Below are 26,189 nucleotides of genomic sequence, written 5' to 3' on the forward strand. Positions count from 1 at the left end.
TGGGGAAAGGTTTAGAATACTATGTACGTGTTTACAGAAAACAAGGAGTGAACCAATTATATGGCATTAACAGCAGGAATCGTCGGTCTTCCAAACGTGGGAAAATCGACTTTGTTTAACGCAATTACAAAAGCAGGTGCCGAATCAGCCAACTATCCATTCTGTACAATTGATCCGAATGTCGGCATCGTGGAAGTACCGGATGAGCGTCTGGCGAAACTAACGGAAATGGTAACACCGAAAAAAACCATTCCAACGGCGTTTGAATTTACGGATATCGCCGGGATCGTAAAAGGTGCCAGCAAAGGTGAAGGTTTAGGAAACAAGTTTTTGTCCCACATCCGTGAAGTAGACGCGATCTGTCAGGTCGTACGCTGCTTTGATGATGAAAACATCACGCACGTATCTGGAAAAGTAGACCCGATTGATGATATTGAGGTTATTAACCTTGAGCTTATTTTGGCAGATCTTGAATCGGTGGACAAACGTCTTACGCGCGTGGCAAAGCTTGCTAAGCAAAAAGATAAAGACGCTGTTGCCGAGCATGACGTGCTTGTCTTGGTGAAAGAAGCGCTTGAGTCTGACAAGCCTGCCCGTTCTGTGGAATTCACTGAAGAGCAGCAAAAAATCGTCAAGCAGCTTCACTTGTTAACAGCTAAACCAATGTTGTATGTGGCCAATGTGAGCGAGGAAGAAATCGCGGACCCATCAGGCAATGAGCATGTGCAAAAAGTGCGTGAATACGCGGCTGGTGAAGGCTCGGAAGTCATTGTGATCAGCGCGAAGGTAGAAGAAGAAATTGCCGAGCTTGATGATGATGAAAAAGCCATGTTCCTTGAAGAGCTTGGCATTGAACAATCCGGCCTGGATCAATTGATCACAGCTGCGTACTCGCTTTTAGGGCTTGCAACGTACTTTACAGCGGGCGTGCAGGAAGTACGCGCCTGGACGTTCCGTAAAGGCATGAAGGCACCACAGTGTGCCGGCATTATCCATTCAGACTTTGAGCGGGGCTTTATCCGTGCTGAGACGGTTTCGTACGATGACCTTGTTGAGAACGGCTCGATGACCGCAGCGAAAGAAGCCGGCAAAGTCCGTCTTGAAGGAAAAGAATACGTCATGAAAGACGGAGATGTTGTTCACTTCCGTTTTAACGTTTAAGCAAAAAGCGTTTGGAAGGAGCGGCATGTAAAAGCCAGCCAGGCTTATCATCCCGCGGGCCTAAAACATCTGCAGCTAGACAAGTACAATGACTCCACCAGATAACCGGTGGAGTTTTTTTGTAGGAGGTGTTTGGATTGAAAGATATCAGTTATGCAGCCCTGCTGGCCGCTTTTTTATTTATGCTTATTCCGTTTTGGCTTTCGTACAAACAAAAACTTGGTATTTCAAAAGAAATGATGACAGCCTCGATTCGGGCTTTTGTTCAGCTGACGGTGATCGGGTATATCATTACATTTGTCTTCTCGATTGAAAACCCGATTTTGTTTTTATTTATTATTTTTATTATGATTGTCATTGCTTCCCGGACATCCGCCAAGCGGGGGGATGCCTTTGAACGTTCCCTCTGGATTGCCTTCGCTGCGTTAGTAGCAGCGGAAGCGGCTTCTGTTGTAATCTGGGTAACATTTGATATTGTAGATTTTGAAGCCCAGTACGTTCTGCCAATGAGCGGCATGATTATCGGCAGTTCTATGGTGGCTGTCAGTCTCGTGTTTGACAGGCTGAAGCGGGAATTTGATTCGACAAAAGAATTGATTATGGGAAAGCTGGCGCTGGGTGCTACGCGCCGCCAGGCATCACAGGAATTGATTGAGGCAACGGTCAAAGCCGCTTTGATTCCGAGCATGGAAGGAATGAAAACCATCGGCCTTGTGCAGCTTCCAGGCATGATGACAGGAGCCATTATCGCCGGTGCTTCACCTGTTGTCGCTGTAAAGTATCAGCTTGTCATTGCCTTAACCACATTTGGCAACACGGCGATTACGGCTATGATTGTTTCTTTCCTTGCATACCCTGCTTTTTTCAAGCAAAGAATGTTTTAAACTTGCACACTTCAAACATATGTTCTATAATAAGGGAGTATCACCTGAATCGCCATAAGTCCCTTTTTGTTTTATTGTATTGCGAAAAATATTGCGCTGTTGAGAGATTCATGTTATAATTTCAACTTGTGAGTAATGAAAATTTGCTCCTTGCTGTCGAGCCCGGAAAGGGAAGGCGACAGCCGCATAGTCCACGAGGAGGTGAACAAAGATGAGAAAGTACGAATTCATGTACATTATCCGCCCGAACATTGAAGATGAGGCGAAAAAAGCGCTAGTTGAGCGTTTTGACAACATCCTTACTTCAAACGGTGCTGAAATCATCGATTCAAAAGAATGGGGTAAACGCCGTTTAGCGTACGAAATCAACGATTTCCGCGAAGGTTTCTACCAACTTATTCATGCTAACGCTGAAGATGCAGCTGCAGTAAATGAATTTGACCGTCTTGCGAAAATCAGCGATGACATTATCCGTCATATTATTGTTAAAGAAGAAGCAAAGTAATCGAAACGCACTAAATATACATCTTTTTCATCATGTTTCAAGCTGAAACATTTTAAAAGAAAAGGAGTTGATTCTGATGATAAACCGAGTGGTTTTAGTGGGCCGTTTAACGAAAGATCCTGAACTTCGCTATACGCCAGCTGGTGCAGCTGTTGCAACGTTTACGCTCGCGGTGAACCGCGCGTACACGAATCAGCAAGGCGACCGGGAAGCGGATTTTATTAATTGCGTGATTTGGCGTCGTCCGGCTGAAAACGTGGCAAATTTCCTCAAAAAAGGAAGCCTTGCCGGCGTAGAAGGGCGCATTCAAACACGTAGTTATGAAGGCCAGGATGGAAAGCGTGTATACGTGACAGAAGTCCAGGCAGACAGTGTCCAATTTCTTGAACCAAAATCCGGAGGTGGTGGAGGCGGCCAGCAGTATGGCAATGCTCCCCAGCAGCAAGGTGGCGGTTATGGCGGCCAGCAAAGCAATCAGGACTTTCCATTTGGTCAGCCACAGCAGAATCAACAGCGCGGCAATAACAATGCCGGTTATTCTAAAATGAATGAAGATCCGTTTGCAGATAACGGACAGCCGATCGATATTTCAGACGACGATCTTCCATTCTAATTCAAGCAAGGAGGGGAAACTCATGGCAGGACGCAGAGGTGGACGTAAGCGTAAAAAGGTTTGCTATTTCACATCTAACGGTATTACACATATCGACTATAAAGATGTTGATTTGCTTAAAAAGTTCGTATCTGAACGTGGAAAAATTCTTCCACGCCGTGTAACAGGTACAAGTGCTAAATACCAACGCCGTTTGACAATTGCAATCAAACGTGCGCGTCAGGTAGCACTTCTTCCATTCGTTGGAGAAGAAAGATAAGATCTTTTATATAAGAAAAAGCACAGTTCTGATCATTCAGGACTGTGCTTTTTTGTGTATAAATATATGGCTTAAATAGGAAGAAAATATTAATTTTTTAATGAAATAAAAGAAAAGGGTAGATATTTATTCATTAATAGGTAAAATAAGCATAGGTTATTTATACTACAAAAGGAGGTACACAGTTGAAAGGCATCAAATCTATTCGCACGAAACTGCTTATTCCTATTATTGCAGCGCTTGTTTTGGCGTTTGCTTTTATTATTATATTTATCAGTTGGCAAACAGAAAACAGTGTGGAAAAAAGCGTGATCGATCAAAGTGAGGGTACAGTAGAAAGTTTGTCAGGTACGGTAAAGTCATTTTTGGACCAACATGAGAAAAGTATTGATCTGCTTGTTTTCGACGATACGATTCAATCTTACGCAAAAAATGAATTAGCCCAAGACAAAGCGAACCGCCAGTCAATAGAAACTCTTTTTACCAATTATTTGGATACGTATCAGGATGTGTCGAGTGTTTATTTTGGTTCAGCAGATGGAACGACCATTATTTCCCCGGTAATTGAGCTTCCTGCAGATTTCGATCCCCGGGAAAGAGAATGGTATACACAAGCTGAAAATAAAAAAGCAGCGGTTTGGAGCGAACCGTATGAAGACCAGGCCACCGGTTCTTCAGTCGTAACGGTGTCGAGAGCCCTTTATGACGATAATGACCGGTTACTTGGTGTCATAGGTGCTGATATTGATTTAACCGTCCTAACAGAACGGGTCAAACAAACAGATCTTGGCTATCAGGGCTACCCCGTTGTGTTTTCAACAGCAGGCATGGGCATTGTCCATCCGGATAGACAGGGAGAAGATTTAACAAAGATTCCGGTTATTAAAAGCATTATCGATGGTTCCTCTCCATCCGGCAGAAAGTACTATCAGCTGGACGGGAAAAACCGTATTATCGTATTTAACAATGTGCCCGGTGTGAACTGGACGACAGCAGCCGTTTATAACCAGGCTGACTTACTCGGTTTGTCTCAATCTATTGGTAAGTCTCTGCTTTGGACCGGCATCGCGCTGCTTTTGTTGATCAGTGCCGTAATGCTGTTTGTAATCTCAAAAATCGTGAACCCGCTCCGCTATTTGGAACGATCTGCTTCTCAAATTGCTGAAGGTGACTTGACGGTGCAGGTGCCGGTCACAACGAGGGATGAAGTAGGACAGCTGTCCGAAGCATTTAATAAAATGACCGCCAACATGCGAAACATTTTGCAAAAAGTGAATGACTCGGTACAGGATGTAAAAGCATCTGCTGAAAGCTTAAGTGCCGTATCGGAAGAAACAAGTGCGTCCAGCGAACAAATGACCCATGCGATCAATGAAATTACCTTGGGGGTTTCCCGTTCGGCAGAAGATTCTGCTGAGGCAACTGAGCGCTCAAACAGCTTAGGCAGCCAAATCGATGTGATTACCGGCCAGGCAGGAGACATGGCGCACGCCGCTTCCCAGGCTGAGCAGGCAAACCAAAAAGGAGCCGGGCAAATTGAACAGCTTCGCGCTTCAAACAATGAAACGAAAACATACATTTCCGGTATGCAAATGGTAATTGAAGAGCTGGAATCGAAAATGAACTCGATCGAGGCTGTGATTGGAGCCATTACTGACATTTCCGCCCAGACGAATCTGCTAGCGCTCAATGCATCGATTGAAGCGGCAAGAGCCGGCGAGCACGGAAAAGGATTTGCTGTGGTGGCAGAAGAAGTCCGCAAGCTGGCAGAGCAGTCCAGCGAAGCAGCAGATGAAGTAAGACGAACGATTCTCGACATTCAATCCGGCTCTCGTACAGCCGTTGAGCAAATGAAAAAAACACGCAGCAATTTCGATGAGCAAACGGAAGCGGTAGAAGAAACAAGCAAGGTTTTCCACCAGCTTTCGTCTCTTGTCAGTACGATTGATTCGTCCATTGCCACAATCAATGAGGAAATCAAAGAAGTAGGAGTCACAAAGGATGAAGTGATCCATACGATGACCGGTATTGCCGCGGCCAGCCAGCAGTCTGCCGCTGCAAGTGAAGAAGTCAGTGCTTCGGCCGAAGAGCAATTAAGAGCGGTTCGGACCGTGACAGATTCCTCTGAGCAGCTGATGGAGTTAAGTGCGGAATTAAAAGGACTTGTAGATCAATTTAAACTATAAAAAGGATGCCGGCTAGTACCGGCGTCCTTTTTTTAATAAATTTTTTACATTATCTTAATACTGTGTTAGGACTATGAAACTATAATGGGGGCGGATGTAGGGAGAAAGGTGTAGTGAAATGAAATCAATTCGAATGAAATTTATGCTTCCCATTGCGATTATTCTGATCAGTGCCTTTGCTTTTGTTATTTTTTTTACTGGATTAAAAACAGAACAGCGGATTGAAAAAAATGCAGCCGCCCAAACAAAAGAGTTTGTAAAAGAATTAAACAATTCTGCGGATGCCTTTTTGCAAAAGTACGAAGAAAGTATTCTGCTTTTATCCGAAAGCGCACAAGTACTCAGATATGCCCAGCTGGCGCAGTCAGATAAACAGCTGGATAGCGAAGCAGACAGGGAGCTGCAGGCTGTGTTTAACCGGTACACCGATATTTATAAAGAAACACTAAGCGTTTACTATACATCAGCAGCCGGCACCTTTAAAATGGCACCTGCCACATCGCTTCCAAAAGATTTTAACCCGTTAGAAGAGCTCTCCTATAAGCAGGCAGCCGAAAGTGGACAGCCGGTGTGGAGTGAACCGTATCAAAGCGAAACAGGAGACGATATTATTACAGTCTCCAAAGCCATTATGAGCGGCTCAGAAGTGCTCGGCGTCATTGGGGTTGATATTGATTTAACGAGCATGACCAATCGAATGAACAAGCTGAACGTCGGCTACGAAGGGTACCCGGTTGTCCTATCCGAGCAAGGAAGGGCACTTGTTCACCCATCTCAAAAAGGCAAAGATGTATCAAAAGATGCGCTGATGGGAGCGATGTTAGCTGGTGGCAAAGAAAGTGGCATTTTAGAAAAAGAAAACCAGCTGGTTGTTTACGATACAGCTGCACAGACCGGCTGGAAAATCGGAGCGGTCTACGAAAAGAGCCATTTGTTCAGCGTTTCAGACGAAATGAAAAAAATTCTGACTCTTACAGCGCTGTCGGCACTTGCGATTGTGATGCTTGTTGTGTTTTGGCTGACATCAAACATTACAAAGCCGCTTCAAACATTGAAAGCCTCTGTGAAACAAGTGGCAGAAGGCAACTTGCAAACACACGTTTATGTTTCAGGAAGGGACGAAACAGCGGAACTAAGCCGCAATTTTAATGAAATGGTCGTAAAAATGCGCAGCATTGTCGGGGTGACAGAAGATGCAGCGAAAAATGTAAGGGAATCCATTGAGAATTTAAATATCGCCGTACAGGAAATCAATGAATCCGGAACAGCAGCAGCGTCTGCGCTGGATGAATTAACTCATGGAACGGAAAGATCCGCAAACGGCTCGCAAAAAGCGGCGGATCGTTCACGGGAGCTGGGTACGTTAATCAGCTCCATATCGGGTGAAGCAGATGCCATGACCCAGCTTGCTGGCACGGCAGCCCAGGCAGCTGAAACAGGAGCAAGGCATGTGTCGGTGATGGCAGAATCTATGGGTGCTTCCGCTGAAAGAATGGACGCGGCGATGAAGTCTATTAGCACATTGGCAGAGGACATTAAACGGATTGAAGACATTGTGCATGTGATTGAAGGGATATCCGCTCAGACAAACCTGCTGGCGCTCAATGCATCGATTGAAGCAGCGCGGGCAGGCAGCCACGGTAAAGGCTTCGCAGTGGTTGCCCAGGAAGTGAGAAAGCTTGCTGAGCAGTCGGGCAAGGCGGCCGGTGAGATACATAAAAAAATTGCGGCGGTGCAGGGAGGGTCCATTGAAGCGATCCAGACGGTAACGGAAGCAGGCGGATACATTACCGCGCAAACAGAAGCGGTACAGGAAACCGAAGGAGTATTTGTTCATCAGGAAGAAGTTGTGCAGAAAATGAAGGCAGCGATTGCCGAAATGGTCAAAGGGATTCATACAGCCGATCAGGAAAAAGATACAGTTGTGTACACGGCCGGCCAGCTGGCGGAAGAAGCCAAAGTTTCAGCTTTTTCCTGTGAAGAAGCCCAGGAAAGAACGCGGACGCAGCTGTTGGCCATTGAGGGCGTAGCGGCGGCTTCCGAACAGCTGTCTTTACTTAATGAAGAATTGATTCAAGCAATACGCCAATTTCAAATATGAAAAATAAGTGAAAAAGTCCGATCTTTTGTTCGGACTTTTTTGTTTTAAAGTTGAATGGGGGACTAAAGGAATGTAGAATAAGGGGGGAGAATGCCGAAATGCTTGGTAAATGAACGGAGTGTTAAAGTGGAAAGAACAAAAGTCATAAAAGAAGGAGCAATGATGCTGGCCATCTTTGCGATTCTACTGGCGGTCTCCGTCTACGTACCGATTATCTCTATTGTCGGCGCGCTTTTTTTACTGCTTCCTTTTTTGGTATACAGTGCTAAATATCCGGTCGGGCCGGCGTTTGGGCTGCTTGCTTGTGCGGTAGCGCTGTCTTTTATTATAGGAGGCGTAATCTCTGTGCCTCTGGCGATTATGTACGGAACAACCGGCTTGATGATGGGGGCACTGATCCGCAGGCAGTCAGATGGCTGGATTGTTTATATGGGCGGAAGTCTCGTATTTTTATTAAATTTGATTGTGCAGTATGCGGCAGCCATGTGGCTTTTTGATATTTCGTTTGCAGACGAATTCAGTAAAGCCTTTAAGGAGTCAGCAGCCGAAACAAGCCGCGTCCTCGGACAGGAAGTGCCTTACACAGGCGAGGAAATCAATACGCTGATTGACTATATGAACGCTATTTTACCGGCGATTCTCACAGCGCTGGCTTTTCTTACGGTGCTGCTTTTAAGAACGGTGAATTACCCGATTGCCAAACGGCTCGGCGTCAAAATAAAACCGCTTCAGCCATTCCGGACAGTACGTTTGCCCCGGACAATCCTTTGGTATTATCTCCTTTTAATGGCAGGAGCTATTTTTGTTCAGCCGGAGCCCGGTACAAGCTGGTATGATATTTATGTGAACGTGCTGTTTATTTTGCAGGCATGCTTATATATACAAGGTTTGTCTTTTGTTTTTTTCTTTGCCCACAGCAAAAAATGGCCAAAAGCCATCCCGGTTTTAGTGGCCCTTTTATCAATTCCTCTAATTCCGCTTCTTTATCTTATCCGATTATTAGGTATAATTGATTTAGGGTTCGACTTAAGACAACGGATGCAAAAAAAGCGGTAAGATGCTTTTTAAAATTAGCTCCATCGAGCACAAAAGGTGGAGCTTTAGAACGAGGAGCTGAAGCGAATGCTTTCGTATTATAACAGGCGGATGATTCAAGTACCGATCATTGTCATTACGCTTGTGCTTGTGGCCGCGTCGGCCTGGCTGTTCTCCTACAATTGGGCTGCCGGCGCCGGCTTGCTTACATTGACGATTTTTCTGCTCCTCTTTTTATATTTGGCAGAAAGAAAAATGCATGAAGATGTACAGAAGTATGTGGCCACTTTATCGTACCGCCTTCAAAAAGTCGGTGAAGAAACGCTTCAGGAGCTGCCGATTGGCATTCTGCTTTATAATAAGGAGTATACAATCGAATGGGCGAACGCTTTTTTAACCTCTTACTTTCAAGAGGAAACCCTTGTTGGCGAATCGCTTTATGAAGTAGCGGAACCTTTGCTTTCAGCTATTAAAAGCGGCAAAGAAGCCATGCTTAATTTAAACGACAAAACCTTTCGGGTGGTGTCAAAACCAGATGAACGGCTTCTTTACTTTTTTGACGTGACCGAAGAAGAACGGATCGCCCGCCAGTTTAGAGAAGAAAAAACCACGCTCAGCATCATCTTTCTCGATAACTACGATGATTTAACACAGGGGATGGATGATCAAACAAAAAGCAGCTTAAACAGCCTGGTTACTTCTATGCTCAATGGCTGGGCGAAAAAACATGGCATGTTTTTAAAACGTGTGTCGTCGGAGCGCTTTTTTACTGTGATGAACGAGCGTATTTTAGCCAAACTTGAAGAAGATAAATTTTCTATTTTGGACGAAGTGCGTGAAGAAACGGCTAAGCATTATGCCCCACTGACATTGAGCATTGGTATCGGACAGGGAGTTGTTCCGCTGCCGGAATTGGGCGATCTCGCTCAATCCAGTTTGGATCTGGCTCTTGGACGCGGCGGTGACCAGGCTGCCATCAAGCAGGGAGACGGGAAAGTAAAGTTTTACGGGGGGAAAACAAATCCAACCGAGAAACGGACACGGGTGCGTGCCCGCGTGATTTCACACGCGCTTCGTGACATCGTAACTGAGAGTGACAAAGTGATCGTGATGGGTCACAAGTATCCGGATATGGATGCAGTGGGTGCTTCAATGGGTATTCGCCATGTTGCAGAATTAAATGGGCGGGAAGGTTATATTGTCGTTGATCCTGCACAAATCGATACGGCAGTGAAACGACTGCTTAACGAGCTGAAAGAACAGAATCCTGAACTTCATTCAAGAATTATTACACCAGAAGAAGCGCTTGAAATTGCAACGAATCGGACCTTGCTTGTTGTGGTAGATACCCATAAGCCGTCGCTTGTCATTGAAGGAAGACTGCTTTCCAGAGCGGAACGAGTGGTCGTGATCGATCACCATCGGCGCGGAGAAGAATTTATTAAAAACCCGCTTCTTGTTTATATGGAGCCCTATGCTTCTTCTACGGCAGAGCTTGTCACAGAGCTGTTGGAATATCAGCCGAAAACAAAAAAAATATCGATGCTTGAGTCAACGGCTCTGCTTGCTGGTATAATTGTCGATACAAAAAGTTTTTCACTGCGGACTGGAGCCCGCACGTTTGACGCAGCTGCTTATTTACGTACGAACGGTGCGGATACGATTTTAGTTCAAAAGTTTTTAAAAGAAGATATTGGCACCTACATTCAGCGCAGCCAGCTGATTGAAACGGTTTATTTTTATAAAGACGGTCTGGCGATTGCCAAAGGCAGTGATGATTATGTGTATGATTCTGTCTTGATTGCTCAGGCAGCGGATACGATTTTGACCATGAATGGGGTCCAGGCATCGTTTGTGATTGCCCGCCGGTCCGAAGAAACGATCGGGATCAGTGCCCGCTCACTTGGTGAAGTCAATGTACAGATCATTATGGAGCAGTTGAACGGAGGCGGCCATTTAACAAATGCTGCAACGCAAATTCGGGACGCTTCTGTAGAAGACGCTGAAATGGAGCTGTGCCGCGTTATTGATGAAGTCACTGAAGGAGGAAATGAAGAATGAAGGTAATCTTTTTAAAGGACGTAAAAGGCAAAGGCAAAAAAGGCGATATTAAAAATGTAGCCGACGGCTATGCACATAACTTTTTAATTAAAAACGGTTATGCAGTTGAAGCAACATCGGGCAACCAAAACGCGCTTGATGCTCAAAAGAAAAAACAAGCAGCTCTTGCAGCAGAAGAGCTGGAGGAAGCAAAGCGCCTGAAAGAAACGATTGAAGCACTGACTGTTGAATTGCACGCTAAAACAGGTGCAGGCGGCCGGCTTTTCGGTTCTGTAACAGCTAAACAAGTGGCAGATCAATTAAACAAAACACATAAAATTAAGATTGATAAACGGAAGATCGATCTTCCGGACGGCATCCGCGGTCTTGGCTACACAAACGTGCCGGTTAAATTGCATAATGAAGTCACAGCTACACTTAAGGTACATGTAACAGAAGAAAAATAATAGAAAAACATGTGGTCAGAGTTCTCTGATCACATGTTTTTTTCGCGAGGAGGGTAACAATGAGCGATGTATTAACGGACCGTGTACCGCCGCAAAATATTGAAGCAGAACAGGCTGTGCTGGGGGCGATCTTTTTGGAGCCGTCCGCGTTAACAGTCGCTTCGGAAATATTAATTCCGGAAGACTTTTACCGGAATGCCCACCAGCAGATTTATTTAGCGATGCTGAAGCTCAGCGACCACGGAAAAGCAGTGGACGTAGTGACGGTCACCGAAGACCTGGCTGCTCATAAATTGATTGAAGATGTCGGCGGTATTTCGTATTTGAGTGAATTGGCAGCAGCCGTCCCAACAGCGGCTAATATTGAATATTATGCCCGCATCGTAGAAGAAAAATCGCTTCTGCGCCGATTGATCCGCACGGCGACTACCATCGCCACAGACGGGTATGAGCGTGAGAATGAAGTGGAAGGCTTGCTGAGCGAAGCGGAAAAAAACATTATGGAAGTGGCCCAGCGGAAAAATGCGGGTGCCTTTCACAATATTAAGGACGTGCTTGTGCGCACGTATGATAATATTGAGCTTCTTCACAACCGAAAAGGCGATGTAACCGGCATTCCAACCGGATTTGCCGAGCTGGACCGGATGACCGCAGGGTTCCAGCGAAATGATTTAATTATTGTTGCCGCACGTCCGTCTGTCGGGAAAACGGCATTTGCTCTTAATATTGCACAAAACGTCGCAACGAATACGGACGAAACGGTTGCGATCTTTAGTCTTGAGATGGGGGCAGAGCAGCTGGTTATGCGGATGCTCTGCGCAGAAGGAAATATTAATGCGCAAAGCTTGCGGACAGGCACCCTGACGGATGAAGACTGGCGCAAGCTGACAATGGCAATGGGCAGCTTGTCTAATTCAGGTATCTATATTGATGATACGCCGGGTGTACGCATCGGAGAAATCCGCTCCAAATGCCGCCGGCTGAAGCAGGAGCAGGGACTGGGCATGATTTTGATCGACTATCTGCAGCTCATTCAAGGGAATGGGCGCTCCGGCGAAAACCGCCAGCAGGAAGTATCGGAAATTTCCCGTTCCCTAAAAGCGCTCGCCCGTGAGCTGGAAGTGCCGGTTATTGCGCTCTCCCAGCTTTCCCGTGGCGTGGAGCAGCGGCAGGACAAGCGTCCAATGATGTCCGATATCCGGGAATCTGGATCGATTGAGCAGGATGCCGATATTGTAGCGTTCTTGTACCGAGATGATTATTACGATAAAGAAACCGAAAACAAAAATATGATCGAGATCATTATTGCCAAGCAGCGGAACGGCCCGACTGGAACAGTCGAGCTCGCTTTCGTGAAGGAATACAATAAATTCGTAAATGTGGAACGGCGCATGGATGAAATGGGAGCGCCGCCCGGAGCATAAAAAAGCCAGCGATTGCTGGCTTTTTTTGTTTTTATGCGTTTTCAAGCATTCTCTTACTTGAAGCAACCGGTACTTTTGGAATAAAAACGAATAAAAAAATCTGATTAAGTTTAAAATGTTCGTCTTTTAGTTTGACGGCTCCGTTTTCTGCTGGTAAAATAAACGTGTTTGATAAAACGTTTTTCATGAACCTTCGGAGGTGCAAAAAATGTCATCAGTAGTTGTAGTAGGAACGCAATGGGGCGATGAAGGAAAAGGGAAAGTAACCGATTTTCTTTCTGAAAACGCAGAAGTCGTAGCCCGTTACCAAGGTGGTAACAACGCAGGTCATACAATTAAATTTAACGGTGTTACATACAAACTTCACTTGATTCCATCTGGTATTTTTTATTCGGATAAAATTTGTGTAATCGGCAACGGTATGGTTGTAGATCCAAAAGCGCTTGTAAAAGAGCTGGAATATTTGCATGGACATGGCGTGTCAACAGATAACCTGCGCATTTCAAACCGTGCGCACGTGATTTTGCCATACCACTTGAAAATTGATGAAGTGGAAGAAGAGCGCAAAGGCGCCAATAAAATCGGCACAACAAAAAAAGGCATCGGCCCTGCTTACATGGATAAAGCTGCACGGATGGGAATCCGCATGGCTGACCTTTTGGATCGCGAAACATTTGAAGAAAAGCTGACGCATAACATTGCAGAAAAAAATCGCCTGCTTGAGCGCTTCTACGAAACAGAAGGCTTTAAAGTGGAAGATATTTTGGACGAATATTATGAGTATGGACAGCAAATCAAAGACCTTGTCTGTGATACATCCGTTGTCCTTAACGATGCGCTTGATGAAGGCCGCCGCGTTCTATTTGAAGGCGCCCAGGGCGTTATGCTTGATATCGACCAGGGAACATACCCGTTTGTTACTTCTTCGAATCCAGTTGCCGGCGGTGTAACAATTGGTTCGGGTGTCGGCCCATCCAAAATTACACACGTTGTTGGCGTATCCAAAGCTTATACAACTCGTGTCGGCGATGGTCCGTTCCCAACGGAGCTGAACAACGAAATCGGAGATCGAATTCGTGAAGTGGGCCGTGAGTACGGTACAACAACAGGCCGTCCGCGCCGTGTTGGCTGGTTTGACAGTGTTGTTGTACGCCATGCACGCCGTGTGAGCGGAATCACAGATCTTTCATTGAACTCAATCGACGTACTAACAGGAATTGAAACGTTGAAAATTTGTACAGCGTACCGTTACAAAGACGAGCTAATCACAGAATACCCAGCGAATCTTCGCGTACTTGCAGAGTGTGAGCCGGTATATGAAGAGCTTCCAGGCTGGACAGAAGATATTACAGGTGTTAAAGATTTAAGTGAGCTGCCGGCAAATGCACGTCATTACATCGAGCGTGTGTCGCAGCTGACTGGTATCCCATTGTCTGTTTTCTCAGTAGGCCCAGACCGCAACCAGACAAATATAGTCCGCAGTGTGTGGAGTTAATAATAAAAAAAGCTGCCTTAAGATAGGGCAGCTTGAGACTGACGACTTTGTCGTCAGTCTTTTTTTATGAAAGTTTTGCCGCCGAAAATGGGCAGGAGTCTATCAGTTCTAAAAAAAGAGCCGATAGGGAAGCCGCAAAGAGGCATCTTCACATGCACTTTTACCGCTTTGGTGATAGGGCATGTGTTCTTTAACCTGTGCCGCCTTATCGGCTCTCATCTGAACTGCCGCACTTCTTGGAAAAAAAGAAACAAAGAGATACTTTGCCAAAAGATTTTATTTTTCTAAGTTTTGTCCTGCTTTTTTCTATCTGTCTATGTCAATGGTCCTCCCGCAAATCCTCCCTATATAAGATAAAAATGTATGATTTTGTATTTATTCCCTTAGAATGTTTGGGAAAAGGCATGAAATTGTCGAAATTTCACTATTTTGTTCGTTTTTTTCGACAAATATGGTGAAAATGTATTGTCACCCTTCCCCCCATATGATACTATTAACAACGTTGCTGGGAAACAGCGCTAAAAGTGGTCCGGTAGTTCAGTTGGTTAGAATGCCTGCCTGTCACGCAGGAGGTCGCGGGTTCGAGTCCCGTCCGGACCGCCATTTTTACTTTACTTTAACCTTATCTATCGTTATGTTCTTGATGGCGGCCGTCCGCATCTTTGAATTGTCCTTCACGAAAAAACGGCCGCTGTGTTTTTTGAAAATTTAGTCTTCATGCACTTCTGGCAGTAAAAACGTAATAACCTATGTATAAACATATTGTTTAATTCCGGCTCAGTAGCTCAGTTGGTAGAGCAAAGGACTGAAAATCCTTGTGTCGGCGGTTCGATTCCGTCCTGAGCCATAGAAAAAGCATCGCGGTGATTTCGCTCCCGTGGTGCTTTTTGTTATTTCTAACGCCTATTGCCAGATGCCGCAGTCTTCCTTCCATGGTAAAGTAAAGAAAAGCGTAAAGGGCAAAAATGTGATAAAATATAATATTTGAAGCCATCTTTTATTCTTTGAAACTAAAAGTGAGGGACATACATGATGCAAAAGAAAATATTGGTTGTCGATGATGAAAGACCCATTGCAGATATTTTGCAGTTTAATTTAAAAAAAGAAGGATATGACGTGCAATGCGCATACGATGGCGACCAGGCAGTTGAAATGGTAGAGAACATGCAGCCAGATTTGGTGCTGCTTGACATCATGCTTCCAGGCCGTGATGGGATGGAAGTATGCCGGGAAGTGCGTAAAAAATACGAAATGCCGATTATCATGCTGACAGCGAAGGATTCCGAGATTGATAAAGTGCTTGGACTGGAACTCGGGGCGGATGATTATGTGACAAAGCCGTTTTCTACACGTGAACTGATTGCAAGGGTAAAAGCAAATCTTCGCCGCCATCAAGCAGCGCCGGCGCCAGAAGAAGAAGAGGTTGATACAAACGAGATTGCGGTAGGGGCTTTAACGATTCATCCGGATGCCTACATCGTTTCAAAACGCGGGGAAACAATTGAGTTAACTCACCGTGAATTTGAACTTCTTCATTACTTGGCTAAGCACATTGGACAGGTAATGACACGCGAGCACTTGCTGCAGACGGTTTGGGGATATGATTACTACGGAGATGTTAGAACAGTAGATGTAACAGTCAGACGCCTTCGTGAGAAGATTGAAGACAATCCGAGCCACCCATCCTGGATCGTAACACGAAGAGGCGTTGGCTACTATTTGCGCAACCCTGAACAGGAGTAACGTGAATGAAACGGGTAGGTTTTTTTCGTTCGATACAAATGAAATTCGTGCTGATTTATGTGCTGCTTATTTTATTCGCGATGCAGATTATCAGTGTTTATTTTGTTAATTCTCTTGAAGAAAAATTCACCAATAACTTTAAAGAGTCTTTGGCACAGCGGGTTGAATTACTGGAATATAACGTGCGTGAAGAAATATTAAAAGAGCGGGATGAAGAGTCGAAAACGCTCGAGCAAGATATACGCACTATTTTAGAAGATTTTTCAGCGGGTGACGTTATTGAAGTGCGGGTGATCGATGTAAACAGCCGCATTATCGGTACGTCCGATTCGAATAAACGTGACCTCGTCGGCCAGCGCCAGCCGGATATTTCCGTGAAAAGGGCGCTGTCAGCAGGAGCCACAGAAGATAAAATGTATGTGGATGCCGGCAAGCGTATCTGGGAGCGGACTTCACCGATTTCGTACAACAGCGAAGTGAAAGGTGCCATTTATCTCGTTGCAGATATTGAGACGGTGTACGGCCAGCTCGATGACATTAATGAAATTCTGTTTTCAGCTGCCATTCTGGCGCTGGCGATTACTGCTGTTTTAGGGATCACGCTGGCACGGACGATCACTCGGCCGATCACCGATATGAGACGGCAGGCAGTGGCGCTTGGGAAGGGGAATTTCTCCCGTAAAGTAAAAGTGTACGGGCAGGATGAAATTGGTGAACTGGCCGTTACCTTTAATAACTTAACGAAACGCCTTCAGGAAGCCCAAGCCACCACAGAAGGGGAACGGCGCAAGCTATCATCGGTTCTTTCTTATATGACGGATGGCGTGATTGCGACCGACCGGCGCGGCCGGGTGATTTTAATTAATGAGCCCGCATCCAAAATGCTGAATGTTTCACGTGAAACAGTTATTTCACAGCCGATTGTTTCATTGCTCAATCTGGAAGAGGACTATTCCTTTGATGATTTACTGAATGAGCAGGATTCCGTTATTTTGGACTACAGTACGCATGACCGGCCTTATGTGCTGCGCGCGAACTTTTCTGTCATTCAAAAAGAAACAGGCTTTGTGAACGGGCTTATTACCGTTTTGCACGATATTACCGAGCAGGAAAAAATTGAAATGGAGCGCCGCGAGTTTGTAACGAACGTTTCACATGAATTGCGGACACCGCTGACAACGATGCGAAGCTATCTCGAAGCACTCGCGGAAGGTGCCTGGCAGGACCCGGACATCGCACCGAATTTCCTTGAGGTCACCCAGACGGAAACGGAGCGGATGATTCGGCTTGTGAACGATTTACTGCAGCTTTCAAAGTTTGACAGCCAGGAATACAATTTAATAAAAAAGGATACTGATTTTATTGAGTTTTTCAATAAAATTATTGACCGCTTTGAAATGACAAAATCTCAGGAAGTAACGTTTCAGCGCAAGCTGCCGCGCTATCCGATTTATGTAACGATCGATCAGGATAAGCTTACCCAGGTGATTGATAATATTATTTCCAATGCGCTCAAATACTCACCGGAAGGCGGCCTTGTTTCTTTTAAAGTGGAGGAACACGGAGATACCATTCAAGTCAGCATCAGTGATCAGGGAATGGGGATTCCGAAAAAAAGCCTGGAGCGTATTTTCGAACGTTTTTACCGGGTAGACCGAGCCCGTTCAAGAAAAATGGGCGGCACCGGTCTCGGGCTTGCCATTGCGAAAGAACTCATTACCGCGCACGGTGGCCACATTTGGGCGACAAGTGTGGAAGGGAAAGGGACAACGATTTTCTTTACACTGCCGGCGGATCTTTCCGAAGAGGATGATTGGGAATGAATTATGAAAAAATCAAATCCGCAGCGCTCGCGCTGCTGGTCTTGATCAGTCTGGCGTTGACATGGGGTATTTGGAACTACCAGCCTTCCTATCAAACCATTACAGATAGTGCGGGTGAAAATATCGTAACAGAAGTGGAAATGGGCGAGGAGCGCAAAATTTCCGATTTATTAAAGCCTTCCCGGCTTATCTCCCACCAGGAGGGAAGCCACTATGGAACCATTGCCAAGCAGGATTTGGACTGGGTGATGAAGGAAATGAGGGAATGGACGTTTATGGAGCCTGAAAACATATCCAATTCCTTAAATGAAGCGGAATTTTCAAAGCTGTTGTCCAGTGATTCACATGTAGAGCTGTTTTTTTCCTCGTCTATTCCATTCAATACATTTAAAACAATGGTTTCATTTAGTGATAAAACCGTTCCGAATGCGGTGTTTAACCGAATGGTTATCACGGAAGCAGAGCAAAAAAACAAAGTGTTTGTTTATTTTGTTTCGGTTAAAGAAAGGCTTGTGTTCAAAAGTGAGGTTCAAACGGGATCTTTGCGTGAATTCAAGCAGCGCTATGTAGAAAACCATGACCGTCTGGAGCCATATATCTCTTATCAAGTTCCTGATGGTGCTCGTTTATACGTGCGCAAAGAGCCGCCTGTTTTAACTGTTCAAAGCTATTTGCCAGAGCAGATTGATGCAGACACGTTTAAACGGGCGCTTTTTAACGATCCAAGCTACGTACAGCGGAGTTCAAGTGGTGAAGGAGAAGGATATATAACAGACGGAACGAGCTTTATGCGGATCAACAGCAGTACAGGCACAGTCCGATATGTAAATCCGTCTGTTGTACCTGAACCGATGCCGCTGGACCAGCTCATTGAAAAAAGCATTGATTTTGTGAACGAGCACCATGGCTGGGTAGATAGCTACCGCTTGTTTCAAACAAAACCAGGTTCAACGGAAATCAGCTATCGTTTGTTTTTAGGAGACTTCCCAGTATTCAGTCCACCGGGAATGGCCAGCATGACGGAGCTTTCACAAATTTGGGGCCGGGAGCGTATTTATCAGTACGACCGTTCTTCTTTTATTGTGGAGCTGGACAAACCGGTTTCTCCAGGAACAGGAACCGTAGAACTAAAAAGCGGCCAGGAAGCGCTCAATGAAGTATTGGAACTAGAGACAGTAGACTCGAAGCTGTTGACGGATATGCGGATTGGATATGAAATGACGCTGAAACAGGAATCACCAAAAGTAGTGGTAGCATTCGAGCCGTTTTGGTACTACCAGTATGACGGTGGATGGCAAAAGCTTGTCACGGACGAAGGAGGACGAGTGGATGGATTGGAATAAAACAAAAACCATTTTTATCGCCGTGTTTCTCGTCCTGGATATTTTTCTAGCCGTGATGTTTTTTAATAAATATGGAACTTCCCGGTTTGAAGTAATTAAAAAAACATCTATTGAACAAAAGCTGCAACAAGACGGGGTCAAACACGAAGAAATGCCTGATGACTCAGGTGAACGATCTATGATCATCGCAAAACCAAAAACATTTACAGAGAAAGAACTGTTTTTTTTAACGAAACAAAAATGGGCGATTGAAAAAAATGGAACGGAAATTGTCAGCCTGCTCGAAGAACCATATGAAACCGATGGAGCAGCACGCAGCAAATTAAATGCCTTTGTGAAAAACAATGTGCTGCATGGCGGGGAATACGCTTATTGGAAACGAAATCAAGAAGCCAACACCGTTATCTACTATCAGAAGATTGCCGGTAAAAAACTGTTTGAAAATGCAGCCGGCATGCTGACTGTGCAGCTTAATAACGATAAAGATATTGTGAGTTATTCTCAAACAATGCTTTCAAGTGTGGATGACAACCGAAATAAGGAAACGATTTTGCCTGCCCTGCAGGCCATTGATTCGCTTTATAAAAACGGCCTTATTCAGCTCGACAGTGAAATCAGTGACGCAGAGCTCGGATACTACACCGTCGTGCAGATTGATGAGTCTCAGCAAATGCAGCTCGAAGAATCGCAGGTACAGCAGGTACTGTCACCGACCTGGTATTTTCAGCTTAAAAAAGGTGATAAAATCGAGGAAGTATATGTAAATGCGTTTGACGGGTCCATTAATCCACAGCAAAAAGAATCGTAGCAATCTAACTGGAGTGAACAGCATGACAATGCAATTTAGTGTACTGGCAAGCGGAAGCACTGGCAATGCGGTTTTCGTGGAATCAGACGGCCATTCCTTTCTTGTGGATGCCGGCCTGTCCGGTAAAAAGATGGAAGAGCTTTTTTCATCGATTGGGCGCAAGATAGCCGATCTATCCGGTATCTTTGTTACCCATGAACATAGCGACCATATTAAAGGACTTGGCGTGCTGGCGAGAAAATACAAGCTGCCGGTTTACGCAAACCAAAAAACATGGCAGGCGATGGATCGCCTCACCGGTACAATTGAAGACAGCCAGAAATTCGTCTTTGAAACGGAAACAGTGAAAACATTCGGCGCTGTGGATATTGAATCTTTTGGTGTTTCACATGACGCAGCCGAGCCGATGTTTTATATTTTCCACAACAACGGCAAAAAGCTTGTTTTGATCACGGATACGGGATACGTAAGTGATCGGATGAAAGGTCTTATTTCCAATGCCGATGCATACGTTTTTGAGAGTAATCATGATGTGGGAATGCTTCGGATGGGGCGCTATCCCTGGAGCGTGAAGCAGCGCATTTTAAGCGATGTAGGACACGTATCAAACGAAGATGCGGCGCTTGCGATGACAGATGTAATCGGCCCGCAGACAAAGCGTATTTATCTAGCACATTTAAGTGCAGATAATAATATGAAGGAACTTGCAAAAATGAGTGTCACGCAGACGCTTGAACAAAAAGACACAGGGGTCGGCCATCAGTTTCACCTGTATGACACGGACCCGAAAGTGCCAACACCGCTTGCGGTTATTTAATCCACACCCGTGGCAGACAGCTGCGGGCTTTTTTCTGCCGGCTTTTGATTTCTTTCAACCTTTTCTATTTGCCTGTTATACACAGCAGGCGGCATATGAGTTGCCCTTCTTTTTGGCAAAAGCGTATAATTTTTTAGAATAGATGAGAGAAATGGTGAAACAATAAGTTGGCAGAAAGGATGAATCGTATTGGGCTATTATGATGAAGGGCGCACAGGAAGAAACAAGCGAAGCGGCAAAGGCGGCTACTTTTTATCAGGACTTGCCGGTGTGGTGATCGGGGCTGGTCTTGTAGTTGGCACGCTTCCATCTATTGTGGAGTATCAAAACAAAGAAGGCGTTTCTGTTTCTGAGAATGAGTCTGTCCAAAATGAAAACGCTGAGCAGGTATCACTTGATGTAACAACGGACGTAACGAAAGCTGTGGATAAAGCCAAAGATACGGTAGTCGGGATCACCAATATCCAGGCTTCTATGGACTTTTTCGGATCAGAATCTGGTCCTCAGGAAGCTGGAAGCGGCAGTGGTGTCATTTATAAAAAAAGCGATGATACGGCTTTTATTGTGACGAACTATCACGTTATCGAAGGTGCCCAGCAGCTTGAAGTAACCTTGGCGGACGGCACAAAAGAACCGGCGGAACTGCTTGGCGGCGACGTATGGACGGATCTTGCCGTTTTAACAATTAAAGGCGCCAATGTGAAAAAAACGGCCGAATTCGGGGATTCAGGAGCGCTAAAAATCGGTGAACCAGTCATTGCGATTGGGAATCCACTTGGACTTGAATTTTCCGGGTCTGTTACACAAGGGGTTGTGTCAGGACTGGAGCGGGCTATTCCCGTTGATTTAAATGGAGACATGGTGAATGACTGGCAGGCAGAAGTCCTGCAGACAGATGCAGCGATTAATCCTGGCAACAGCGGCGGCGCGCTGGTTAATATTGCAGGCCAGGTTATTGGGATCAACTCTATGAAAATTGCCGAGAGTGCAGTGGAGGGCATTGGCTTGTCCATTCCGATTGATACGGCTTTGCCTATTATCAAAGACCTTGAATCATATGGCGAAGTAAAGCGTCCGGCAATGGGTGTTACCCTGCAGAATGTAAGCGAACTGCCATCTTATCATCAGGAAGAAACATTAAAGCTGCCTAAAGATATTAAAGAAGGCGTCATTATTGAGCAGGTGTTAACAAATTCTCCGGCAGCAAAAGCGGGCATGCAGGAGTATGATGTAATCACAGCTCTTGACGGCAAGCCTGTTCAGGATGTTATTGCCCTGCGTAAATATATGTACAACAATAAAAAAGAGGGCGACACTGTAAACGTAACCTACTATCGTGATGGAAAGCAGCGGGAAACAAAGATGACGCTCGTTGCGGAGAGTGATTTGTAATGGAAAAAAAAGAAATAACGTGCTGTCTGGAGCACGTGGAACTGGCGCTTGATATAGCCGTGGATGAATGGGAAACGGCGCCGGTTATGCAAAGAGCAGAAGAACCTGCATCCTGCGAATTTTGTCAAAACGTGGCTCTATATGTTGTGGGCAGCTAATCGTTACCCTCAAAATGTGGATTAATTCTGTGGGTATGTGGATAAAGTCAGAAAATTCCCGTTATCAACATGTTGATAACGGGAATTTTTTCTTTATTTTACCACTACTTCAATCGGCTGGGAGACAATTCGCCATTCTTGCCCAAGCATGTTAAATGTATGCTGGGCAAAAACGTAAAAAGTGCCCGTTTTCACCGCTTGAATGGTATTTCCTCTAATGGTTAAGCCATCATGTGGAGAAAAAAGAGTAGTTTCAATATTTTCCTTTTTCTCTGTACGGTAATTAAGAAAAGCTTTTGCTTGAATCTCTGTGGTCTGTCCGACACGCAAATGTCGTTTTTGAATCGGTGTTTCAATCCGAATCGGTGCATCGGTCAGCCACTGTGTATAATCCGTAATCGGTCCAATCATGCCGTTTTGCAGCTGGCTGCCAAAATCTGCTTCATTGCGGAAAGTCCAATGAAAACTGATCATGCCGCGCTGGCGAAGATAAGATGTAAATTCCGGCGATAAGCTGCTGTAGCTGGCGTTAAGAGTGACATTGATACGCGAAGCATATTGAAGCATGCTCCGGGCATCATTAAGCCGTGCTGCTTCCCCGCCTGGAACAGATGAAGAGTATAAGTAGCCAGACGGTATATGCGGTGCAGAAGCCACTGACTGGGTAACGCTGTTTAAATGAAAGCTTTGCAGGACAACTTGATCTGCCATTCCTTCTTCGTTAATGATCCGAATGGTATCTTCCGCAATGCCATCTGCTTTTAGTTCCACTAAAAGAATGACATTTTTCCCCTTAAACTCCTGAAGGAATTCACGGAAGGCCGGCACTCGCTCACCGGTAAATTGGCTGCTAAAATAAGAGCCTGCATCAAGAGACTGGATTTCTTTCAAGGTCAAATCTTTCACATTGCCTGTTCCGTTTGTCGTTCGGTCGACTGTATAGTCGTGCATAATGACGATTTCGCCGTCTTTCGTTTTCTGCACATCTGTTTCAATTAAATCCGCGCCAAGTTCATACGCCATTCGGTAGCCGGCCATTGTGTTTTCTGGGGCTAATGACGGGATACCGCGATGCGCTGCAACAATGGGGCGCTGAACGAGTGTGTTTTCCGGGTAACGGCTGAATGCAGCCGTTACCAGCATAGTGTCACCCGCAATCATGCCGTCGACTCCTGCATGAATAAGAGCATGTGCGTCCAGCTCTGATGCACCTTCCATCTCTCCCCAAACCGCCACAGCACGGCGGTGAAACTCATGAACAAGGTCCGCTGAAAGCAGTTTTTGCGGCAATACCGCTGTTTTAGCGCCAGATGCGTGAATGGACTGAATAAAGCGGTTCACGTCGTGATTATTAAGCGAAGACCGGTTGTAGAGGAGTGCGCCGCGTGCGGACGGCACTGTTTCTCGAACGGCTTTTAACACATCTGGCTGACTGGAAAGAATATGTATGTCCTGGATGGACAACTCTTGAAGCAATTTGGCTGTTTTCTCAGCCGTTTCAGCTTCTTCCAGTCGAATGACCGGAATCGTTTCGCCTGCCATTTCTTCCAAATAAGTGCGAAGGGGTATATCTTTCACCTTCAAATCAGCTTCAGGCTGAAGCAGCATAGATGAAACACCCTCCATTTGTTGGAGCTGAGGCATTGACGAAATCACGGTCGGTGCATTAAGCAGGTTGGTTTCCGGCTGATCGCCAAGAAAAGCACCGCTTTCGGCCAAAGAAGGAAGTTCTTCCGTTTGTTCAGTAATGCGGATGTGATCAAATTGAACAGTGGCGCCTGATGCCTGAAAACCGATTCGGCCGTTTTGAAGCGCTGTTGCCGCATCTGTGTCGATAACGAGCTGGCCATTTATAAATTGCTGCACGCGGTTTCCTTTTGAGATGATTTTCAGCTTGTACGTTTTGTTGTAAGCAAAAGCCTCGCTGTAAGGAGCTTTGTTCAGCACAGACCACTGATTGTTTGCATTACGAAGGGCAAATTCAACGCCATTTAGGGCCTGGGCACCGCGGCGGACAGCCATTTGATAATAAGGATAGTCTTTGCCCTGTACGCGGTACATAATCGATGCCCAACGCGTATCTTCAACAGTGGAAAAAAACGTCATATCGGCTTCAATCACATAGTCACCGCCAGAAACAGACGAAGGTGCAAGCACGCGAGCGGGCTTTGAAGAAGAGGGAGATGACAAAACAAGGGCACCGTTTTGAACAGAAGCTTGTCCCTGAATCACTTCCCAGCCAGCGGGCAGTGAAGATGTATCGAAGGATTCCTGTAAAACAGGCTCTGCTGCCAGGGTGTGGACGGGTGCCCCTCCATTTGCGCTTAATAAAAAACCAGAAGCTAAAAACAATGGAACAATTTTTTTCTTTTTCATCCTAATCCCTCCTCAAATAAACTGCTTCTTTATTTTGTCAGGGGATTATTAACAGAGTGTGAAGGAAAAAATAAGTTATCAAAAAAGACGAAAAATTCGTTCTTTTTTCCTGGTAAATAAAAAAAGGAAACGCCGCAGGAAAAGATATTCACATGTGGATAGTATGATAAAATAAGGGTGAGCAAAAGGAATGTTAATATGTGGATAACTTCTGTGGATAAGCTGTTTGTAAATTGTTTGTAAGGTGGGGTCAAATTGTGAATATCTCGATTATAACAGTAGGAAAACTAAAAGAGAAGTACTTGAAGCAAGGCATAGATGAATATGTGAAACGATTATCTGCTTATGCAAAAACCGATATCATCGAAGTTTCGGATGAAAAAGCGCCGGAAATATTAAGTGACGCGGAAATGAAACAGGTGAAAGAAAAGGAAGGCGAGCGCATTCTTGCCAAAATCGGCCAGGACACCTACGTGATCGCCTTGGCCATCAATGGAAAAATGAAATCTTCTGAACAGCTTGCTGCCGATCTTGATAAGCTCGCCACTTATGGCAAAAGCAAGATTGCTTTCGTGATCGGCGGGTCACTCGGACTGAGTGACGCCGTTTTAAAACGGGCAGATGACAAGCTGTCATTTTCTCCAATGACTTTTCCACATCAGCTTATGAGACTCGTTTTGGTTGAGCAGGTATACCGGAGTTTTCGGATAAACCGCGGTGAACCGTATCATAAATAATGGTAAATCAGCCAGTAGAAGTACCTCTAGACAAAGAAATATTAAAGAGGCTTAAACTAAAGGAGACCGACTATAACATATACGGTCCCCTTTAGTTTTTTTAATCTGTATTTCACTCATTAATGCATGAGTATTATCTTCTGTATCTTTAAAGAACACCCTCCACGGTTCTGTTTGTTTCATTTTTGCTACAACATAGGGTTCGTCGATAAAAGTAGCTTCTTTACCTGCTAGTTGCGCATAAGTATCTTTAATATTGTTGAATTGAAAATAAGTAACTGAACTTGAACGGGAGCATTCCTCTTTTTCTGGATGTGTTAACATGAGTCGCAGCCCATTACAATCAAAAAATGCCATAATATCAGTGTTAAATAAAAGCGAAAGACCTAATTTCTCTTTATAAAAATCTAGTGCTCTATTTAAGTCTTTAACAGGTACACCAATTTTTACGACATTTTGAATCATTTTAGTTTCCACTACATATTTCTCCCTTTTTAAAGAGCTTTACCATCTGAAAATGTTTTTATGAACAGTTGGTCAATTCCCTGCCATTAAAAATGGTCCCTTCTTGCATGTATAACAAAATTGGTAGAATTATTTTTTGCATAATATAATCCTATGATAGACAACTTTATTCTCTCCTAACTTTATTATACATAATAATGAAAAATAAGTTTGTATGTATTACCAATGAATATGGTGAACTGTATCGTAAGTAAAAGAGAAAGCAAACTCGGCGACAATCCCGCAGCTTCTATGAAATAAAAAATCTTCCTGACCTACACGAAAAGTCAGGAAGATTTTTTATTTACCTTTTAAAAA

The 26,189-nt window shown here is 44.9% G+C and carries 22 protein-coding genes and 2 tRNA genes; 22 read left to right on the forward strand and 2 right to left on the reverse strand.

What is annotated here, in order from left to right:
• Positions 1-60: 60 nt before the first annotated feature.
• The 21 genes from ychF (at position 61) to RG959_RS03715 (ending at position 22,254) form a co-directional block, all read left to right on the forward strand.
• Complete coding sequence (gene ychF, locus RG959_RS03615) at positions 61-1,161, forward strand: redox-regulated ATPase YchF (RefSeq protein WP_242232489.1); 1,101 nt, start codon at positions 61-63, stop codon at positions 1,159-1,161.
• Between the two features lie 137 nt (positions 1,162-1,298).
• A complete protein-coding gene (locus tag RG959_RS03620) occupies positions 1,299-2,045 on the forward strand; it encodes an ABC transporter permease (protein ID WP_342795990.1) in 747 nt (248 codons plus the stop codon).
• Positions 2,046-2,256: 211 nt separating this feature from the next.
• On the forward strand, positions 2,257-2,550 hold the full coding sequence (gene rpsF, locus RG959_RS03625; RefSeq protein ID WP_242232491.1) for a 30S ribosomal protein S6: 294 nt from the start codon (positions 2,257-2,259) through the stop codon (positions 2,548-2,550).
• Positions 2,551-2,626: 76 nt separating this feature from the next.
• Complete coding sequence (gene ssb / locus RG959_RS03630; RefSeq protein ID WP_251271159.1) at positions 2,627-3,163, forward strand: single-stranded DNA-binding protein; 537 nt, start codon at positions 2,627-2,629, stop codon at positions 3,161-3,163.
• Between the two features lie 22 nt (positions 3,164-3,185).
• The gene (gene rpsR / locus RG959_RS03635) at positions 3,186-3,422 is read left to right on the forward strand and encodes a 30S ribosomal protein S18 (protein ID WP_046176393.1); all 237 of its coding nucleotides are present in this window, start codon (positions 3,186-3,188) and stop codon (positions 3,420-3,422) included.
• A gap of 185 nt (positions 3,423-3,607) precedes the next feature.
• The gene (locus tag RG959_RS03640; protein ID WP_342795991.1) at positions 3,608-5,608 is read left to right on the forward strand and encodes a methyl-accepting chemotaxis protein; all 2,001 of its coding nucleotides are present in this window, start codon (positions 3,608-3,610) and stop codon (positions 5,606-5,608) included.
• A gap of 118 nt (positions 5,609-5,726) precedes the next feature.
• A complete protein-coding gene (locus RG959_RS03645) occupies positions 5,727-7,709 on the forward strand; it encodes a methyl-accepting chemotaxis protein (protein WP_342795992.1) in 1,983 nt (660 codons plus the stop codon).
• A gap of 90 nt (positions 7,710-7,799) precedes the next feature.
• On the forward strand, positions 7,800-8,765 hold the full coding sequence (locus tag RG959_RS03650; protein ID WP_342795993.1) for a YybS family protein: 966 nt from the start codon (positions 7,800-7,802) through the stop codon (positions 8,763-8,765).
• Between the two features lie 66 nt (positions 8,766-8,831).
• Entirely contained in the window at positions 8,832-10,805 is a 1,974-nt protein-coding gene (locus tag RG959_RS03655) for a DHH family phosphoesterase (protein WP_342795994.1), read from the forward strand.
• Complete coding sequence (gene rplI, locus RG959_RS03660) at positions 10,802-11,251, forward strand: 50S ribosomal protein L9 (RefSeq protein ID WP_242232497.1); 450 nt, start codon at positions 10,802-10,804, stop codon at positions 11,249-11,251. The genes RG959_RS03655 and rplI overlap by 4 nt, the downstream gene beginning before the upstream one ends.
• Before the next feature lie 59 nt (positions 11,252-11,310).
• Positions 11,311-12,675: a replicative DNA helicase gene (gene dnaB, locus RG959_RS03665; protein ID WP_251271170.1), complete on the forward strand. Its 1,365-nt coding sequence runs from the start codon at positions 11,311-11,313 to the stop codon at positions 12,673-12,675.
• A 208-nt stretch (positions 12,676-12,883) separates the two neighbouring features.
• Positions 12,884-14,170 carry an adenylosuccinate synthase gene (locus tag RG959_RS03670; protein WP_251271171.1) on the forward strand — a complete coding sequence of 429 codons (1,287 nt, stop codon included), beginning with the start codon at positions 12,884-12,886 and terminating at the stop codon, positions 14,168-14,170.
• Positions 14,171-14,696: 526 nt separating this feature from the next.
• Positions 14,697-14,773, forward strand: a tRNA-Asp gene (locus tag RG959_RS03675).
• A gap of 171 nt (positions 14,774-14,944) precedes the next feature.
• A tRNA-Phe gene (locus RG959_RS03680) sits at positions 14,945-15,017 on the forward strand.
• 185 nt (positions 15,018-15,202) lie between these two features.
• On the forward strand, positions 15,203-15,913 hold the full coding sequence (yycF, locus tag RG959_RS03685) for a response regulator YycF (protein WP_242232813.1): 711 nt from the start codon (positions 15,203-15,205) through the stop codon (positions 15,911-15,913).
• Positions 15,914-15,918: 5 nt separating this feature from the next.
• Positions 15,919-17,736: a cell wall metabolism sensor histidine kinase WalK gene (gene walK / locus RG959_RS03690; protein ID WP_342795995.1), complete on the forward strand. Its 1,818-nt coding sequence runs from the start codon at positions 15,919-15,921 to the stop codon at positions 17,734-17,736.
• A complete protein-coding gene (locus tag RG959_RS03695) occupies positions 17,733-19,079 on the forward strand; it encodes a YycH family regulatory protein (RefSeq protein ID WP_342795996.1) in 1,347 nt (448 codons plus the stop codon). Before walK ends, RG959_RS03695 begins: the two co-directional genes overlap by 4 nt.
• Complete coding sequence (locus RG959_RS03700) at positions 19,066-19,887, forward strand: two-component system regulatory protein YycI (RefSeq protein ID WP_342795997.1); 822 nt, start codon at positions 19,066-19,068, stop codon at positions 19,885-19,887. Before RG959_RS03695 ends, RG959_RS03700 begins: the two co-directional genes overlap by 14 nt.
• Positions 19,888-19,909: 22 nt before the next feature.
• Positions 19,910-20,704 carry an MBL fold metallo-hydrolase gene (locus tag RG959_RS03705; protein WP_342795998.1) on the forward strand — a complete coding sequence of 265 codons (795 nt, stop codon included), beginning with the start codon at positions 19,910-19,912 and terminating at the stop codon, positions 20,702-20,704.
• A 189-nt stretch (positions 20,705-20,893) separates the two neighbouring features.
• Positions 20,894-22,096 (forward strand): S1C family serine protease, encoded by a 1,203-nt coding sequence (locus RG959_RS03710; RefSeq protein WP_342795999.1) that lies wholly within the window; start codon positions 20,894-20,896, stop codon positions 22,094-22,096.
• A complete protein-coding gene (locus RG959_RS03715; protein WP_342796000.1) occupies positions 22,096-22,254 on the forward strand; it encodes a CxxH/CxxC protein in 159 nt (52 codons plus the stop codon). Before RG959_RS03710 ends, RG959_RS03715 begins: the two co-directional genes overlap by 1 nt.
• A gap of 93 nt (positions 22,255-22,347) precedes the next feature.
• Here the strand turns inward: RG959_RS03715 and RG959_RS03720 are convergent, their stop codons facing one another.
• Positions 22,348-24,630, reverse strand: coding sequence for a glycerophosphodiester phosphodiesterase family protein (locus RG959_RS03720; RefSeq protein ID WP_342796001.1), 2,283 nt, complete (start codon positions 24,628-24,630; stop codon positions 22,348-22,350).
• A gap of 257 nt (positions 24,631-24,887) precedes the next feature.
• Here RG959_RS03720 and rlmH point away from each other — a divergent pair, with 257 nt between their 5' ends.
• Positions 24,888-25,367 carry a 23S rRNA (pseudouridine(1915)-N(3))-methyltransferase RlmH gene (rlmH, locus tag RG959_RS03725; RefSeq protein WP_342796002.1) on the forward strand — a complete coding sequence of 160 codons (480 nt, stop codon included), beginning with the start codon at positions 24,888-24,890 and terminating at the stop codon, positions 25,365-25,367.
• A gap of 51 nt (positions 25,368-25,418) precedes the next feature.
• Here the strand turns inward: rlmH and RG959_RS03730 are convergent, their stop codons facing one another.
• Positions 25,419-25,844 carry a VOC family protein gene (locus RG959_RS03730; protein WP_342796003.1) on the reverse strand — a complete coding sequence of 142 codons (426 nt, stop codon included), beginning with the start codon at positions 25,842-25,844 and terminating at the stop codon, positions 25,419-25,421.
• Positions 25,845-26,189 lie beyond the last annotated feature (345 nt).

It is taken from the genome of Domibacillus sp. 8LH, assembly GCF_038806185.1.
Classification (GTDB): Bacteria; Bacillota; Bacilli; order Bacillales; family Domibacillaceae; genus Domibacillus; species Domibacillus indicus_A.

Excerpts from the sequence above, each read along its gene's own strand:
- RG959_RS03705 (WP_342795998.1), top strand. The coding sequence starts at position 19,910 with ATGACAATGCAATTTAGTGTACTGGCAAGCGGAAGCACTGGCAATGCG.
- RG959_RS03670 (WP_251271171.1), top strand. The coding sequence starts at position 12,884 with ATGTCATCAGTAGTTGTAGTAGGAACGCAATGGGGCGATGAAGGAAAA.
- walK (WP_342795995.1), top strand. The coding sequence starts at position 15,919 with ATGAAACGGGTAGGTTTTTTTCGTTCGATACAAATGAAATTCGTGCTG.
- rpsR (WP_046176393.1), top strand. The coding sequence starts at position 3,186 with ATGGCAGGACGCAGAGGTGGACGTAAGCGTAAAAAGGTTTGCTATTTC.
- dnaB (WP_251271170.1), top strand. The coding sequence starts at position 11,311 with ATGAGCGATGTATTAACGGACCGTGTACCGCCGCAAAATATTGAAGCA.
- ssb (WP_251271159.1), top strand. The coding sequence starts at position 2,627 with ATGATAAACCGAGTGGTTTTAGTGGGCCGTTTAACGAAAGATCCTGAA.
- RG959_RS03645 (WP_342795992.1), top strand. The coding sequence starts at position 5,727 with ATGAAATCAATTCGAATGAAATTTATGCTTCCCATTGCGATTATTCTG.
- rplI (WP_242232497.1), top strand. The coding sequence starts at position 10,802 with ATGAAGGTAATCTTTTTAAAGGACGTAAAAGGCAAAGGCAAAAAAGGC.
- RG959_RS03715 (WP_342796000.1), top strand. The coding sequence starts at position 22,096 with ATGGAAAAAAAAGAAATAACGTGCTGTCTGGAGCACGTGGAACTGGCG.
- RG959_RS03650 (WP_342795993.1), top strand. The coding sequence starts at position 7,800 with ATGCCGAAATGCTTGGTAAATGAACGGAGTGTTAAAGTGGAAAGAACA.
- rpsF (WP_242232491.1), top strand. The coding sequence starts at position 2,257 with ATGAGAAAGTACGAATTCATGTACATTATCCGCCCGAACATTGAAGAT.
- RG959_RS03720 (WP_342796001.1), bottom strand. The coding sequence starts at position 24,630 with ATGAAAAAGAAAAAAATTGTTCCATTGTTTTTAGCTTCTGGTTTTTTA.
- RG959_RS03700 (WP_342795997.1), top strand. The coding sequence starts at position 19,066 with ATGGATTGGAATAAAACAAAAACCATTTTTATCGCCGTGTTTCTCGTC.
- RG959_RS03695 (WP_342795996.1), top strand. The coding sequence starts at position 17,733 with ATGAATTATGAAAAAATCAAATCCGCAGCGCTCGCGCTGCTGGTCTTG.
- RG959_RS03655 (WP_342795994.1), top strand. The coding sequence starts at position 8,832 with ATGCTTTCGTATTATAACAGGCGGATGATTCAAGTACCGATCATTGTC.
- yycF (WP_242232813.1), top strand. The coding sequence starts at position 15,203 with ATGCAAAAGAAAATATTGGTTGTCGATGATGAAAGACCCATTGCAGAT.
- ychF (WP_242232489.1), top strand. The coding sequence starts at position 61 with ATGGCATTAACAGCAGGAATCGTCGGTCTTCCAAACGTGGGAAAATCG.